This is a genomic window from Aggregatibacter kilianii, assembly GCF_003129965.1.
In the GTDB taxonomy this organism is placed as follows: domain Bacteria; phylum Pseudomonadota; class Gammaproteobacteria; order Enterobacterales; family Pasteurellaceae; genus Aggregatibacter; species Aggregatibacter kilianii_A.
Genome location: NZ_NRCJ01000015.1, coordinates 22,117 through 37,242 on the forward strand (window position 1 = coordinate 22,117; position 15,126 = coordinate 37,242).

The window sequence follows — 15,126 nt, forward strand, 5'->3', positions numbered from 1 at the left end:
CGTGCTTTCCTTGAATTTTTTCAAGAAATGTAATAAAAGATTAAATCTTTCACGCAGTAAAAAAATTCCTCCCTCAAAATAGAAGTTATCGTAAGTATGAACGGTGCAAATTTAATAATCGAGTGCTTAAAAGCACATAATGTGGACACAATTTTCGGCTATCCCGGCGGCGCCATCATGCCAACCTACGATGCCATCTATGATTCCGGTTTAGATCATCTGCTCTGTCGCAACGAACAGGGCGCCGCCATGGCGGCAATCGGCTATGCGCGCGCATCGGGCAAAGTGGGCGTGTGTATCGCCACCTCCGGGCCGGGTGCAACCAATCTCATCACCGGCCTCGGCGATGCCTTAATGGATTCCATTCCGATCGTCGCCATTACCGGACAAGTCGCCTCGCCGCTTATCGGCACCGACGCCTTTCAGGAAGCGGACGTATTAGGGCTTTCCCTTGCCTGCACCAAACACAGCTTCATCGTACAGAATATTGAAGAACTGCCGGAAATTCTCGCCAAAGCCTTTGAAATCGCACAAAGCGGCAGACCGGGACCGGTGTTGATCGACGTACCGAAAGACGTGCAAATTGCACCGACCGTAGCGAAGCCTATCGTCAATTCACCGCAAAAAACCACCGCACTTCACGAGGCGCATTTAGCGCAAGCCCTAGGCTTATTACAAGAAGCACAACGCCCTGTCGCTTATATCGGCGGTGGTGTGGGCATGGCGGGTGCGGTGCCGGCATTGCGATATTTTCTACATACCACCCAAATGCCGAGTGTAGTCACCTTAAAAGGCTTGGGCGCCGTATCCGCCGACGATCCGTACTATTTAGGCATGCTCGGCATGCACGGCACCAAAGCCGCTAACTACATTACGCAAGAAGCAGATTTATTGCTGGTGTTCGGCGCCCGTTTTGATGATCGCGTGACCGGCAAACTGGACACCTTCGCGCCACACGCCAAAGTGATTCATGTGGATATCGACGGCGCCGAATTAGGCAAATTACGCCGTCCGAATATCGCCTTACGCGGCGACCTCATTCAAACGCTGGAAACCCTCAGCGTGCCGTTAAACATTTCCCCTTGGCAACAAACCGTGCTGGAACACAAAACCCAATACGCTTTCCGTTACGGCGAAAATATCGGCGAACAGTTAATCAACCCGCTTTGGCTGCTTAACAGCCTGTCCAACAAAAAAATGCCTGATACGATTGTGGTCACGGACGTCGGGCAACATCAAATGTGGTCGGCGCAACATATTCAACATCACGCACCGGAAAACTTCATCACCTCCGCCGGCTTCGGCACTATGGGCTTCGGCCTGCCCGCCGCCATCGGCGCAAAAAAAGCCCGCCCGCAGGATGAAGTGATTTTAGTCAGCGGCGACGGCTCCATCATGATGAACATTCAGGAACTCGGTTCCATCAAACGGGGCAAAGCACCGATTAAAATCGTGCTGATGGACAACCAACGCCTGGGCATGGTGCGCCAATGGCAATCCCTGTTTTTCAACGCCCGCCACAGCAACACCATTTTAGACGACAACCCGGATTTCGTGGTGCTCGCCTCCGCCTTCGGCATTCAGGGCGAACGCATCACCTCGGCACATCAGGTGGAAGCCGCGCTAGATCGCATGCTCGCCAGTCAAGAAGCCTATTTATTACATATTTGCATTCATTCCGACGAAAACGTATGGCCGCTGGTGCCGCCGGGCGCATGCAACGCAGATATGTTGGAAAGTATGGAGTAACCCCATGGAACACCAAATCGAACTCACCGCCCAACATCGCCCCGAAGTGCTGGAACGCATTCTCCGCGTCGCCCGCCATCGCGGCTTCACTGTGACAAAAATGGAAATGGAACTGATTGACGACAAAGTGCGGTTAAAATTCACCGTAAAATCTGACCGCACTTTGGAATTGTTAGTGAGTCAGTTGGAGAAGATTTATGATGTGATTGAGGTAAGATAATGAAAAAATTTATATTATTTGTTTTCTCTATTTTCTTTGTTTTTGGGTGTACGACCAATAAAAAAGAAATATCTAAGCAAACAGAGGTTATTCAAGCCTTTTTTATTGCAAACAATAATATTTATGCCATTGGTAATTTAAACAACTATCAATTCTCTTCTTCTGAATCTAAAAATGTGCAAGATTTCATTGATTTTTTAAATTCTCAAGATATGAAAGCTTTTAAAAAAGCAAGCATAGATAGAATTGAGAGAAATGCTGAAGATCATAAAATTGAATCAGTCATATTTATTGAGCTTGATAGCAAAAAATTGACTCAAAAAAGAAAAGAAGAGTTATTCAATAAACGTGATGTTTATAAATCTGATGAAGCAAATCCTAAATTACTTTTTCATATAAGCAATGGGGAGATTATAGAGCTTCAAAATAAAGATGAAATATTGACTAAAGGAAAACTGTCTAGACCATTAAAAACAAATTTTATTGAATATAAAAACACTAGAGAATTTGATAAAGGACCTGATGCACCATCTGCGGAATTATTAGCTGTGTTTACGATTGGTGCGGTTGTGATGATTCCATTAGCGATTATTTCTTTGCCATTTCAGGCAGTAGATTCATTATCTAAATAATACAAACGAACCCTAAAAAATTTACTTGGAGAGATTATTTATGCCAAAACTACGTTCAGCGACCAGCACACAAGGTCGTAATATGGCGGGCGCGCGCGCTTTGTGGCGTGCTACAGGAATGAAAGAAAATGACTTCGGCAAACCGATTATCGCGGTGGTGAACTCGTTTACCCAGTTCGTGCCGGGGCATGTTCACTTAAAAGATATGGGGCAGCTCGTCGCAAAAGAAATTGAAAAAGCAGGCGGCGTGGCGAAAGAATTTAACACCATCGCAGTGGACGACGGTATCGCGATGGGACACGGCGGGATGCTTTATTCGCTTCCAAGCCGTGACTTAATTGCGGACTCTGTGGAATACATGGTGAACGCGCACTGTGCGGACGCTATGGTGTGTATTTCCAACTGCGACAAAATCACCCCGGGAATGTTAATGGCGGCAATGCGTTTGAACATTCCGGCGATTTTCGTTTCAGGCGGTCCGATGGAAGCGGGGAAAACCAAGCTTTCTGATCAACTCATTCGCTTAGACTTGGTTGATGCGATGATCGAAGCCGCCGATCCGAACGTTTCAGATGAACGCATTGATGCGATTGAGCGTTCTGCTTGCCCAACTTGCGGTTCTTGCTCCGGTATGTTCACCGCGAACTCCATGAACTGCTTAACGGAAGCCTTAGGTTTAAGCTTGCCGGGTAACGGCTCAATGCTTGCCACCCACGCAGACCGTAAAGAGCTTTTCTTAAAAGCCGGTCGTCAAATCGTCGAGCTTTGCAAACGCTACTACGAACAAGACGACGAAAGCGTATTGCCACGTTCAATCGGCACCTTCGATGTCTTTGAAAATGCGATGAGTTTAGACATCGCCATGGGCGGTTCAAGTAACACAGTGTTGCACTTACTCGCTGCCGCACAAGAAGCGGGCGTGGACTTCAAAATGGAAGACATCGACCGCTTATCCCGTAAAGTGCCTTGCTTGAGCAAAATCGCGCCGAACACCAACAAATACCATATGGAAGACGTTCACCGCGCAGGCGGTATTATGGGCTTATTGGGCGAATTAGACCGTGCGGGCTTAATCCACAAAAATACGCACACCGTGTTAGGAATGAGTATGGGCGAACAACTTGACCAATACGACATCATCCGCAACCAAGACGAAGAATTACTCAAATTCTTCCGCGCCGGTCCTGCGGGTATTCGTACCACGCAAGCCTTCTCACAAGATTGCCGTTGGGATACCGTAGATAACGACCGCGTAAACGGCTGTATCCGTAACAAAGAAAACGCCATTTCACAAGAAGGCGGCTTGGCGGTGTTATTCGGCAATATCGCCGAAGACGGCTGTATCGTAAAAACCGCAGGCGTAGATGAATCCATCTGGAAATTCACCGGTAAAGCCATCGTCTTTGAAAGCCAAGAAGATGCGGTCGCCGGCATTTTAGGCGGCAAAGTGAAAGAAGGTCACGTGGTGATCATTCGCTATGAAGGCCCGAAAGGCGGCCCGGGTATGCAAGAGATGCTTTACCCGACCAGCTACTTAAAATCTATGGGCTTAGGTAAAAAATGTGCGCTCTTAACGGACGGACGTTTCTCCGGCGGTACATCAGGTTTGTCTATCGGACACGCTTCACCGGAAGCGGCTTCCGGCGGTGCAATCGGTTTAGTGCGTGATGGCGATACCATCAACATCGACATTCCAAACCGCGCGATTAACCTTGCTATCAGCGATGAAGAACTTGCCGTACGCCGTGCCGAGCAAGATCAAAAAGGCTGGCAGCCTGCAAACCGCCAACGTGAGGTTTCCTTCGCGTTGAAAGTGTTCGGACATTTCGCGACATCGGCGGATAAAGGCGCGGTGCGTGATAAAACATTGTTGAAATAATGAAATCATTCCCCTCTTTAGCAAAGAGGGGTTAGGGGAGATTTGGCAGGCGTAATTTCAACCTCATAATTGGATTTTATATTGTCAAAATCTCCCCTCAGCCCCCTCTTTATTAAAGAGGGGGAGCATAAAATTTGAAGGAAAAATCAACCGCACTTTATAATAAATAACACCATGAAAACCCTACTCACCAACCCACAACCCACCCAAAGCGACTACATCAACGCTATCGTAAAACTTGGCGGGCGCGTGTATGAAGCCGCGCAAGTCACGCCATTACAAAAAATGGGGAAACTTTCTGAACGTTTACACAACAATATTTGGATCAAGCGCGAAGATCGCCAGCCCGTCAACAGCTTCAAGCTACGCGGTGCTTATGCCATGATTTCCAGCCTTTCGCTGGAGCAAAAAGCCGCCGGCGTGATTGCTGCGTCAGCAGGCAACCATGCACAAGGCGTGGCGTTATCGGCTAAACAACTTGGCTTGAAAGCGCTCATCGTGATGCCACAAAACACACCGAGCATCAAAGTGGATGCGGTGCGTGGTTTTGGCGGTGAAGTATTGTTGCACGGCGCAAATTTTGATGAAGCCAAAGCGAAAGCGGTGGAACTTTCCAAAGAAAAGCACATGACGTTTATTCCGCCTTTCGATCATCCCTTGGTGATTGCCGGACAAGGCACACTCGCCATGGAAATGTTGCAGCAGGTGGCGGATTTAGATTATGTGTTCGTGCAAGTCGGTGGCGGTGGTCTCGCCGCAGGCGTGGCGATTTTGCTGAAACAGTTTATGCCGGAAATCAAAGTTATCGGCGTGGAATCTAAAGATTCCGCCTGCTTAAAAGCTGCGCTCGACAAAGGCGAACCGACGGATTTGGCGCACGTGGGCTTATTTGCCGACGGTGTGGCGGTAAAACGCATCGGCGATGAAACCTTCCGTTTATGCCAACAATATTTAGACGATATAGTGTTGGTGGACAGCGACGAAGTGTGCGCAGCCATGAAAGATTTGTTTGAAAACGTCCGTGCCGTGGCAGAACCATCGGGCGCATTAGGCTTGGCTGGCTTGAAGAAATATGTGAAACAGCATGGGATTCAAGGCAAAAACATGGCAGCGATTTTGTCCGGTGCGAACCTGAATTTCCACACCTTGCGTTATGTCTCCGAGCGTTGCGAAATCGGTGAAAATCGCGAAGCCTTACTTGCGGTGACCATGCTGGAACAACCGGGCAGCTTCTTAAAATTCGCCCATGTGCTGGGCAGCCGTGCGGTAACGGAATTTAGTTACCGCTATGCCGATGATAAACGCGCTTGCGTGTTTGTCGGTGTTCGTACCACAAATGAGCAAGAAAAAGCAGATATTATCGCCGATCTCACGAAAAACGGTTTCGATGTGGAAGATATGTCCGACGATGATATTGCGAAAACCCACGTTCGTTATTTAATGGGCGGACGGGTCACCAACCACGGCGAACGCCTTTATACCTTTGAATTTCCGGAGCAAAAAGGCGCACTGTTAAAATTCCTTGAAACCCTCGGCACACGTTGGAACATTTCCCTTTTCCATTATCGCGCCCACGGTGCGGATTACGGCAATATTCTTGCCGGCTTCCAATTGGAACAAGGCAACGTTGCCGACTTTGAACAGGCGTTGGAACAACTGGGCTATGTGTATCAAGACGTGAGCGACAGCAAATCCTATCGTTATTTCTTACGTTAAAAAACGCTCGAATTTTTAACCGCACTTTCGGCTGAAAAGTGCGGTTAATTTTTTCGGTGTTTCTTCTTTCCCCTTTCACAAAACGATTAAAAATCCGCCGTAAATAAGATAGAATGCGCCTTTCTTTCCCGAATTCAATTTACTTTTTTTAATCTATGTCCGAACCTCAAAAACAGATTTTAGTGGTCTCTTATTCGCAAACCGGGCAGCTTAATACGCTGACGGAAAACTTTCTGCAACCGCTAAAACAACTTGGAAACATCACCGTTGAAGAATGTCAGGTGCGCCCGTTAACGCCCTACGCTTTTCCGTGGAAATTTATTGAATTTTTTAATCAATTTCCCGAATCCGTACATTTAAAACCGGCACCGATTGAGACGCCAAAATTACAGCGGGAAAAATATGATTTGGTGGTCATCGCTTACAGCGTCTGGTTTCTCTCGCCATCACAACCGATAACGGCGTTTTTGCAAAGCGAACAAGCGAAAACGCTGAAAGACACACCGGTGATTACGCTGATCGGTTGTCGCAATATGTGGCTGATGGCACAAGAAAAAATGAAGAAAATGTTGACCGCACTTGGTGCGAACCTAATCGGCAATATTGTTAAAACCGACCAATCCAACGCTTGGGCGAGCTTTATCACCACGCCCGCCTGGATGCTGAGCGGCGAAAAACGTTATTTTTCATGGTTGCCGAGTGCCGGCATTAGCGATCACGAGCTTGAGGATATGCAACGTTTCGGCGCAAAATTGGCGGAAACCTTACGGGCACATCAACCGTTGGATACCGCGCTTTTCCGTGATATGGGCGCGGTGAAAATCGACGAAAAATTGATGATGAGCGAAAAAGTCGGTCATCGCAGTTTTTATCTATGGGGCAAATTGCTGTTAAAGTGCGGTCGGATTTCACCGCGTTTTCGCAATGCCATGCTCTATTTTTATATCGGCTTTTTAATTATACTAATCCTCACCGTCGTACCGCTTTCTGCGGTCATTAAACGCTTACTTAAACCATTATTAAAAGAAAAATTAGCGCGCCAAAAACGCTATTTTGCCGAGCCTTCAGGGGAATAAATTTGACTGCATTAACTGATGTTTATATCAATCGTGTCGGTGTTTTTCTGCCGAATCACCCCGTTGATAACGATCACATGGAACAAGTATTAGGCATGGTAGGGGATGTGCCTTCCCGCCTGCGCAAAATGATTTTACGTTCTAACGCCATAAAAACCCGTTATTACGCCATTGATCCGCACACCCGCGCCGCCACGCACAGCGGCTCCGAACTGGCAGCGGAAGCAATCAAACACCTGATCGCACAAGGTATGGATGTCAATGAAGTCAGTTGTCTTGCCTGTGGCACATCCTATCCTGATCAAATCATGCCCGGTCAAGGCGTGATGATACACGGGTTAATCCCCAATGCGCCCGCCTATGAAGTGCTCAGTGCCGCCGGCATTTGTGTAGCCGGCATGGCGGCGATGAAACATGCTTATAACGCCATCCGCACGGGCGAACATCAAGGCGCTATCGCCGTAGCGTCCGAAACCGCCTCGGCGATTATGCGGGGTGAGCATTTTCAAGCGGAAATTAACCAAAAACAACTGGAAGACACCAAACCGGAAATCGGTTTTGAAAAAGATTTTCTACGTTGGATGCTGTCTGACGGTGCGGGTGCGGTACAACTCGGTAACAAACCGAATCCGCAAGGTATCAGCCTGAAAATTCACTGGATAGATCTGATTTCTTACGCCAACGAAATGCCCGTGTGTATGTATGCCGGCGCAGAAATACAAGGTCATCAATTTGTCAGTTGGAAAAATGTGATGAAAGATGAACGCGATGCGCGTAGTCTTATGTCGGTAAAACAGGATGTGAAATTACTCAATGAAAATATCGTGCGCTACACGGTAGAAAATGCGCTGTTGCGTTCAATCGAAAAACACCATCTCAAAGCCGAAGACATTGACTATTTCCTGCCGCACTATTCCTCCGGCTTTTTCCGCGATAAATTACTGGACGGGCTGAAAAACATCAATTTTGTGATCCCACAGGAAAAATGGTTCACCAATCTGGAAACCAAAGGCAATACGGGCTCTGCTTCTATCTATATTATTTTGCAGGAATTTTTAGAAAAACACGCACTCAAAAACGGACAAAAAATCCTGTGTTACATTCCGGAAAGCGGACGTTTTTCGTCCTGCTTTATGCTGCTTGAGGTGATAGATGGACGTTAACGACATTCCGCAAGACGATAGCAAAATTTTCAAGGGACAGCGCAAAGTTATCTATGCCACCCAAAACGGCAACTACCAAACCGCCACCAGCAACGGCTGGGAAACGGAAGAATTCGCCACAGAACAAGCAGTGGAAGAACTCAATCAACTCACTGCCGAAGCGCTAAACGCCGTAAAACGCGGCGAAAAATCACCGCTCTTTTACTACATGTACCGCTACCGTTTCGATCTCATCGGTCTCTCCCAAGCCACCGGCTTCTGGCAATGGCAAATCAAACGCCACTTTAAACCAAGCGTGTTTGCGAAGTTGTCGGATAAGGTGTTGGAGAGATATGCGGAGGTGTTTGGGGTTCAAAAACTAGCATTACGCGAAACATTGGAAGAAATGAAAAACATCTAGAATAAAAAAATTTATAAAACCTATCACCAAACGCTCACATTTCCTCGGCAATACATCAAAAAAACGCTAGAATAAACGGCTTTTTAACAATCATAGCCATAAATTCATTTCGGGGGAAACAGATGGAAGCACATAGTGCGGGGGATTTAATCCGCGTTGTCGTTTTATTGGGCGCGGCGGTAGTCGCGGTGCCGTTGTTTAAACGTATCGGCTTGGGCTCGGTGCTCGGTTATTTGGCAGCGGGTTTAGTGATCGGGCCGTTCGGTTTAAAACTGGTGACCGATTCCCACGCAATTTTGCACATTGCGGAATTCGGCGTGGTCATGTTCTTATTCGTGATCGGTTTGGAAATGAAGCCGTCCCATTTATGGAGCCTACGCAAACAGATTTTCGGACTCGGTAGTTTGCAGGTGGTGCTTTCCGCCATTTTAATGACGCTGGTTTCCGTTCAATTCGGCATTTCGTGGGAAGTGGCGTTCATTTGCTCCTCCGGCTTCGTGCTCACCTCCACAGCCATCGTGATGCAGGTGTTGGGCGAGCGCAAACAGCTTTCAACCCGTGCCGGGCAAAAAATGGTATCGATTTTATTATTTGAAGACTTGTTAATCGTCCCGTTATTAGCCGTCATCACCTACCTTTCCCCGTTAGAAACCGAAAGCACCATGTCTTGGTGGGAATCCGCCGCCATCGCCTTGGTCGCCTTAGCCGTGTTGGTGTTTATCGGTCGTTTTATTCTGAATCCGGTATTCCGCATTTTAGCCAATTCCAAAGCGCGTGAAGTGATGACCGCCGCCGCCTTATTTGTGGTGTTAGGTTCCGCATTGCTGATGGAAGAAGCGGGCTTATCGCAAGCGATGGGCGCGTTTGTCGCAGGCGTCATGCTGTCGGAATCCGCTTTCCGTCATCAGTTAGAAGCGGACATTGAGCCTTTCCGTGGCTTATTGCTGGGGCTGTTCTTCCTTGGCGTAGGGATGTCGCTCAACCTCACCGTGGTGGCGGAAAACTGGATGCTTATCGGTGCGGGTGTGCTTGCACTCATGTTAACCAAAGGTATCTGTATTTATTGCGTCGCCCGTGCAGCGAAAAGCACGCACAAAACCGCCATTGAACGCGCTTTACTCATGGCGCAGGGCGGTGAATTTGCCTTCGTATTGTTCGCGCAGGCGTTTAATCAAAAAGTCATCGATGAAACCGTCAATGCCAATATGACGGCGGTTGTGGTGCTTTCCATGGTGCTTACGCCAATTATGTTGGTGCTATACGAAAAATTCGCCCCGCAAGCGACGGCGGAAGAGTTGCCTGCCGATGAAATTGACGAACAACACCCGATTCTCATTGTCGGCATGGGGCGTTTCGGACAAATCGTCAACGATTTATTGCGTCTCAGCGGTTACGCCACCACCGTGGTGGATTTAAACCCGAACATGATTAAAGGCTTCAACGAATACGGCATTAAATCCTATTTCGGCGACGCCTCCCGCCGAGAATTCCTGATTGCCGCCGGGCTTGAACAGGCGGAAATGCTTATCGTCGCCATTAATAACAAAGAGCAAGCGGCAAACATCGTGCATTTCGCCCGCGAAGTAAACCCGAATATTAAAATCATCGCCCGCGCTTACGATCGTTTCAGCACGTTTGCGTTACATGAAGCCGGCGCCGATGAAATTGTCCGCGAAACCTTTGATGCCGCCGTGCGCACAGGCAAACGCGCGCTGGAAAGCTTAGGTATGGAACCGGAATTGGTAAAAGAAATCGGCGATTATTATTTCGACGCGGATCGCCATGAAGTGGCTTTAATGTCGCAAGTTTACGATCCAAATAAAGGACAATTCCAGAACCCGCTCATGCGCGACATCGCCCGTGAATGCGACCAAAAAATGGCGGCGGATATTCAGGAAATTATCTTGAAAGCCAAGTCGAAGGAAAAAGAAGAGGAATAAAAACGTTCCGCAAAAACACCGCACTTTTGAAGATAAAGTGCGGTGTTTTTTTACGGTGCTTTCTTATGTCAATTTTCGCCTTTCCATAAAATCCGCTGGAAACCGACCGCACTTTATGGTATAAAGCACGCCGTTATTTTGCTGTTTAAAAATAACGTTTAATTTTTAATCAATTTACTAAAACACACACATATCAGAAAGGCTAAATCGGGGTGCCAAACGGTCGATTGGCTGGATATGTGGAGGCTAAACCCCAAACAAAAGGAAAATTATTATGGCACAAGTTTCTATGCGCGATATGCTTCAAGCAGGCGTTCACTTCGGTCACCAAACCCGTTACTGGAACCCAAAAATGAAACCGTTCATTTTCGGGCCGCGCAACGGCGTTCATATCATCAACCTTGAAAAAACCGTTCCGATGTTCAACGCGGCATTAGCCGAGTTAACCCGCATTGCTGGCAACAACGGCAAAGTGTTATTCGTTGGTACCAAACGCGCAGCGACCGATGCAGTCCAAGCAGCGGCGTTAGAATGTCAACAATACTATGTAAATCACCGTTGGTTAGGCGGTATGTTGACCAACTGGAAAACAGTTCGTCAATCCATCAAACGTTTAAAAGATTTAGAAACCCAATCTCAAGACGGCACATTCGACAAATTAACCAAAAAAGAAGCGTTAATGCGTACCCGTGAGATGGAAAAACTTGAATTAAGTCTTGGCGGTATCAAAGATATGGGCGGTTTGCCGGATGCGTTATTCGTTATCGGCGCAGATCACGAACATATCGCAGTAAAAGAAGCAAACAACTTGGGTATTCCGGTATTTGCTATCGTTGATACCAACTCCGATCCGGACGGCGTAGATTTCGTTATCCCGGGTAACGACGACGCAGCACGTGCAATTCAACTTTATCTTTCTTCCGCTGTTGCGGCGATCAAAGAAGGTCGTGGTAACGAAGAAGCGGTTGCTGAAGAATTAGCGCAAGCCGCAGAATAATTCAGGCGATTGCAATAAGGCGTAAGCCCTTATTAATCAGACGATTAATTGATGTTCAGGGGGCTAAGTAGCTCCCTGTATTTTTTGAGCTAAAAGTGCGGTTAAAAAACAATTTATTTTTCCACCGCACTTTAATCGACAGAGGATTTTAAAATGGCTGAAATCACAGCATCATTAGTAAAAGAACTGCGCGAACGTACCGGCGCAGGCATGATGGAATGTAAAAAAGCATTAGTTGAAGCAAACGGCGACATCGAATTAGCCATCGACAATATGCGTAAATCCGGTCAAGCGAAAGCCGCGAAAAAAGCCGGTCGTGTTGCCGCTGAAGGTGTCATCATCGCACGTGTACAAAACGGCTTCGGCGTGGTTGTAGAATTAAACTGCGAAACCGACTTCGTGGCAAAAGACGCAGGCTTCTTAGGTTTAGCTAACGAAGTGGCAGACTATGCTGCAGCACACAAAGGTGCGACAATCGAACAACTTCAAGCGGAATTTGAAGAAAAACGTGCCGCATTAGTAGCGAAAATCGGCGAAAACATGACAATCCGCCGTGTCGCTTACATCGAAGGCGACGTAGTAGGTTCTTACTTACACGGCGCGAAAATCGGCGTATTGGTTGCCGGTAAAGGCGCAGACGATGAGTTATTAAAACACATCGCCATGCACATCGCGGCAAGCCGTCCTGACTACGTTAACCCAAGCGACGTACCTGCCGATGTGGTTGAACATGAGCGCAACATCCAAGTGGATATCGCGATGCAATCCGGCAAACCGCGTGAAATCGCTGAAAAAATGGTTGAAGGCCGCATGAAGAAATTCACCGGCGAAGTGTCCTTAACCGGCCAACCGTTTGTGATGGATCCGTCTAAATCCGTTGGTGATTTATTAAAAGAAAAAGGCGCCGAAGTGGTTAACTTCATCCGCTTAGAAGTGGGCGAAGGTATCGAAAAAGTAGAAACCGACTTCGCGGCAGAAGTAGCGGCAATGTCCAAAGCTTAATCAATGCCTTGAGCAAAAAAGCAGGTGTAAAAGCCTGCTTTTTTATTGCTCTAATTTCCTTCGCTCCCTCCCGTTTACGGGGGGAGCTGCCGAAGGCTGAGGGGGGAATTAATAGTGCCGATCTCTGATAGTTCAAGCGTCCACGCTTGGACCGATAAAAGCACAAGCGGGGACGCTTGCGCTACTGCAACAATTGCAGCTATTCCGTTATATTCCATTCCCTTTTATTCTAAAATCCTTCTAAAAAATCCCACAAAGTGCGGTGTGAAATCTGCTAGAATAAGCGCACTTTTTTATCGGCGAAAGGGTGACATCATCGAAAATTGGCAACGCGGTTTCGTGCTACATCGCAAATCTTACAGCGAAACCAGCTTATTGGTAGATTTACTCACGGAAGATTTCGGGCGCATCAGTGTGTTGGCGAAAGGTGCGCGGGCGAAACGTTCCATGCTGAAAGGCGTGTTGCAGCCGTTCACGCCGTTATTGCTGCGCTGGAGCGGGCGCGGCGAGTTGAAAATCTTAACCAAAGCGGAACCCGCCGCTATCGCCCTGCCGCTACAAAATGTCGCCTTATACAGCGGCTTTTATTTAAACGAATTAATCTGTCGCGTGCTGGAACCGGAAACAGCTTACCCGCAACTGTTTCAACAATACTTGCAATGCCTAACCCAATTGGCCATGTCGCAAACCGAGGTAGAACCCGCCTTGCGCACCTTTGAATTCCAGCTGTTGCGCACGCTCGGCTACGGCATTGATTTCACCCGTTGCGCCGGCTCAGGCAAGGCGGTGGAAGCGGATATGACCTATCGTTACCGCGAAGAAAAAGGCTTTATTGCCTCTCTAATTAAAGATAATTTAACCTTTTACGGGCGCGAATTACTGGCGTTTGAGCAAACCCAATTTGATGACCCAAGCATATTATCGGCAGCAAAGCGTTTTACGCGCATTGCATTAAAACCCTATTTAGGTGACAAGCCTTTGAAAAGCCGAGAATTATTTACACAACACAGCTTATACTCAAAATAATATGGCACTACTTTATCGCGGCAACAAACCTAAGCAAACCACCGCCAATTTCACCGCACAAATCCTCGATTTGGATTATCAAGGGCTGGGCGTGGCGAAAGTGAACGGCAAAACTTGGTTTATTGAAAACGCATTGCCACAGGAAAGCGTGGAAGTGCGCGTGTTGGAAGAAAAACGCCAATACGGTCGGGGCGTCGCACAACGTATTTTACGCCCAAGCCCGCAACGCCAAACACCACCATGCGTTTATTTTGACCAATGCGGCGGCTGCCAAAATCAACATATTCCCATCGAATTACAACGTTCCGCCAAGCAAAAAGCACTGATTCAACGTCTCAGCCGCTTGCAGCCCGAACCCATTCATTTCATGCCCTTACTGCAAGGCGAGCCTTGGCATTATCGCCGTCGCGTACGTTTAAGCGTGTTGTTCGATAACAAAACCCGACGGCTCAATATCGGCTTACGGCGCAAAAATTCGCAACAGATTATTCCCATCGAACAGTGCCCGGTGTTGGAGCAACCGCTCAATGATTTACTGCCGAAACTGACCGCACTTTTTACTCGGTGGTCTGCCCCACAACAGCTGGGACACATCGAATTGGTCGCAGCGGACAACGGCGTCGCCATGTTGTTACGACACATTAAAAACGTCGCCGAAAACGACCGCACTTTATTGCTGAAATTTGCCGAACAACACCAACTCATGCTGTTCGTGCAACAACAGGAAGACATCGAACATTGGCACGGCGAACAGCTTTTTTATCGCCTGGATGACGGCACGGTGTTGCAATTCGATATTCGCGATTTCATTCAAATCAACGCCGAACTGAACCGCCAAATGATCAACACCGCCTTGGATTGGCTGGCGCTCAACGAACAGGATCATGTGCTGGATTTATTCTGTGGCATGGGCAATTTTACGTTGCCCATCGCCCGCCGAGTAAAAAGTGCGGTGGGAATCGAAGGTGTTTCTGCGATGGTGGAAAAAGCGCGGAGAAATGCCGAACGAAACCGCTGTACAAATGTCCAATTCTATCAAGCAGATTTGGATAAATCGTTTATCAATCAAGGCTGGGCGCAGCAACCTTTCAATAAAATTTTGCTCGACCCGCCGCGCACAGGAGCGGCATTTGCGTTAAATGCGCTCTGTCAGTTACAGGCTGAAAATATCCTGTATGTTTCTTGCAATCCTGCGACACTCGTGCGAGATACGGAAATCTTGCGCCATGCAGGCTACCAACTGGATAACGTCGCCATGATCGATATGTTCCCACATACCGGTCATTTGGAGTCGATAAGTTTATTTCGGAAAAAATAAGGATTCGT

General features: G+C 47.7%; 13 protein-coding genes. All 13 read left to right on the top strand.

What is annotated here, in order from left to right; all coding sequences use genetic code 11:
* Positions 1 to 96: 96 nt before the first annotated feature.
* The 13 genes from ilvG (at position 97) to rlmD (ending at position 15,118) form a co-directional block, all read left to right on the top strand.
* Positions 97 to 1,749 carry an acetolactate synthase 2 catalytic subunit gene (ilvG, locus tag DK430_RS11020; protein ID WP_109079111.1) on the top strand — a complete coding sequence of 551 codons (1,653 nt, stop codon included), beginning with the start codon at positions 97 to 99 and terminating at the stop codon, positions 1,747 to 1,749.
* A gap of 4 nt (positions 1,750 to 1,753) precedes the next feature.
* Entirely contained in the window at positions 1,754 to 1,969 is a 216-nt protein-coding gene (gene ilvM, locus DK430_RS11025) for an acetolactate synthase 2 small subunit (RefSeq protein ID WP_109079112.1), read from the top strand.
* Entirely contained in the window at positions 1,969 to 2,601 is a 633-nt protein-coding gene (locus tag DK430_RS11030; protein WP_109079113.1) for a hypothetical protein, read from the top strand. The genes ilvM and DK430_RS11030 overlap by 1 nt, the downstream gene beginning before the upstream one ends.
* Positions 2,602 to 2,641: 40 nt before the next feature.
* Complete coding sequence (ilvD, locus tag DK430_RS11035; RefSeq protein WP_109079114.1) at positions 2,642 to 4,480, top strand: dihydroxy-acid dehydratase; 1,839 nt, start codon at positions 2,642 to 2,644, stop codon at positions 4,478 to 4,480.
* Positions 4,481 to 4,654: 174 nt separating this feature from the next.
* Positions 4,655 to 6,196, top strand: a complete 1,542-nt coding sequence (ilvA, locus tag DK430_RS11040) for a threonine ammonia-lyase, biosynthetic (RefSeq protein WP_109079115.1) — start codon at positions 4,655 to 4,657, stop codon at positions 6,194 to 6,196.
* A 155-nt stretch (positions 6,197 to 6,351) separates the two neighbouring features.
* The gene (locus tag DK430_RS11045) at positions 6,352 to 7,272 is read left to right on the top strand and encodes a hypothetical protein (RefSeq protein WP_109079116.1); all 921 of its coding nucleotides are present in this window, start codon (positions 6,352 to 6,354) and stop codon (positions 7,270 to 7,272) included.
* A 2-nt stretch (positions 7,273 to 7,274) separates the two neighbouring features.
* Positions 7,275 to 8,435: a beta-ketoacyl-ACP synthase III gene (locus DK430_RS11050; RefSeq protein ID WP_109079117.1), complete on the top strand. Its 1,161-nt coding sequence runs from the start codon at positions 7,275 to 7,277 to the stop codon at positions 8,433 to 8,435.
* Positions 8,425 to 8,835 carry a DarG family dialkylresorcinol biosynthesis protein gene (locus tag DK430_RS11055; protein WP_109079118.1) on the top strand — a complete coding sequence of 137 codons (411 nt, stop codon included), beginning with the start codon at positions 8,425 to 8,427 and terminating at the stop codon, positions 8,833 to 8,835. Before DK430_RS11050 ends, DK430_RS11055 begins: the two co-directional genes overlap by 11 nt.
* A 122-nt stretch (positions 8,836 to 8,957) precedes the next feature.
* Complete coding sequence (locus DK430_RS11060; RefSeq protein ID WP_109079119.1) at positions 8,958 to 10,775, top strand: monovalent cation:proton antiporter-2 (CPA2) family protein; 1,818 nt, start codon at positions 8,958 to 8,960, stop codon at positions 10,773 to 10,775.
* 274 nt (positions 10,776 to 11,049) lie between these two features.
* Positions 11,050 to 11,772: a 30S ribosomal protein S2 gene (gene rpsB, locus DK430_RS11070; RefSeq protein ID WP_109079120.1), complete on the top strand. Its 723-nt coding sequence runs from the start codon at positions 11,050 to 11,052 to the stop codon at positions 11,770 to 11,772.
* A gap of 153 nt (positions 11,773 to 11,925) precedes the next feature.
* Positions 11,926 to 12,774, top strand: coding sequence for a translation elongation factor Ts (gene tsf / locus DK430_RS11075; protein ID WP_109079121.1), 849 nt, complete (start codon positions 11,926 to 11,928; stop codon positions 12,772 to 12,774).
* Between the two features lie 339 nt (positions 12,775 to 13,113).
* Positions 13,114 to 13,800, top strand: coding sequence for a DNA repair protein RecO (gene recO / locus DK430_RS11080; RefSeq protein ID WP_239496816.1), 687 nt, complete (start codon positions 13,114 to 13,116; stop codon positions 13,798 to 13,800).
* Position 13,801: 1 nt separating this feature from the next.
* The gene (gene rlmD / locus DK430_RS11085) at positions 13,802 to 15,118 is read left to right on the top strand and encodes a 23S rRNA (uracil(1939)-C(5))-methyltransferase RlmD (protein ID WP_109079122.1); all 1,317 of its coding nucleotides are present in this window, start codon (positions 13,802 to 13,804) and stop codon (positions 15,116 to 15,118) included.
* Positions 15,119 to 15,126: the final 8 nt, after the last annotated feature.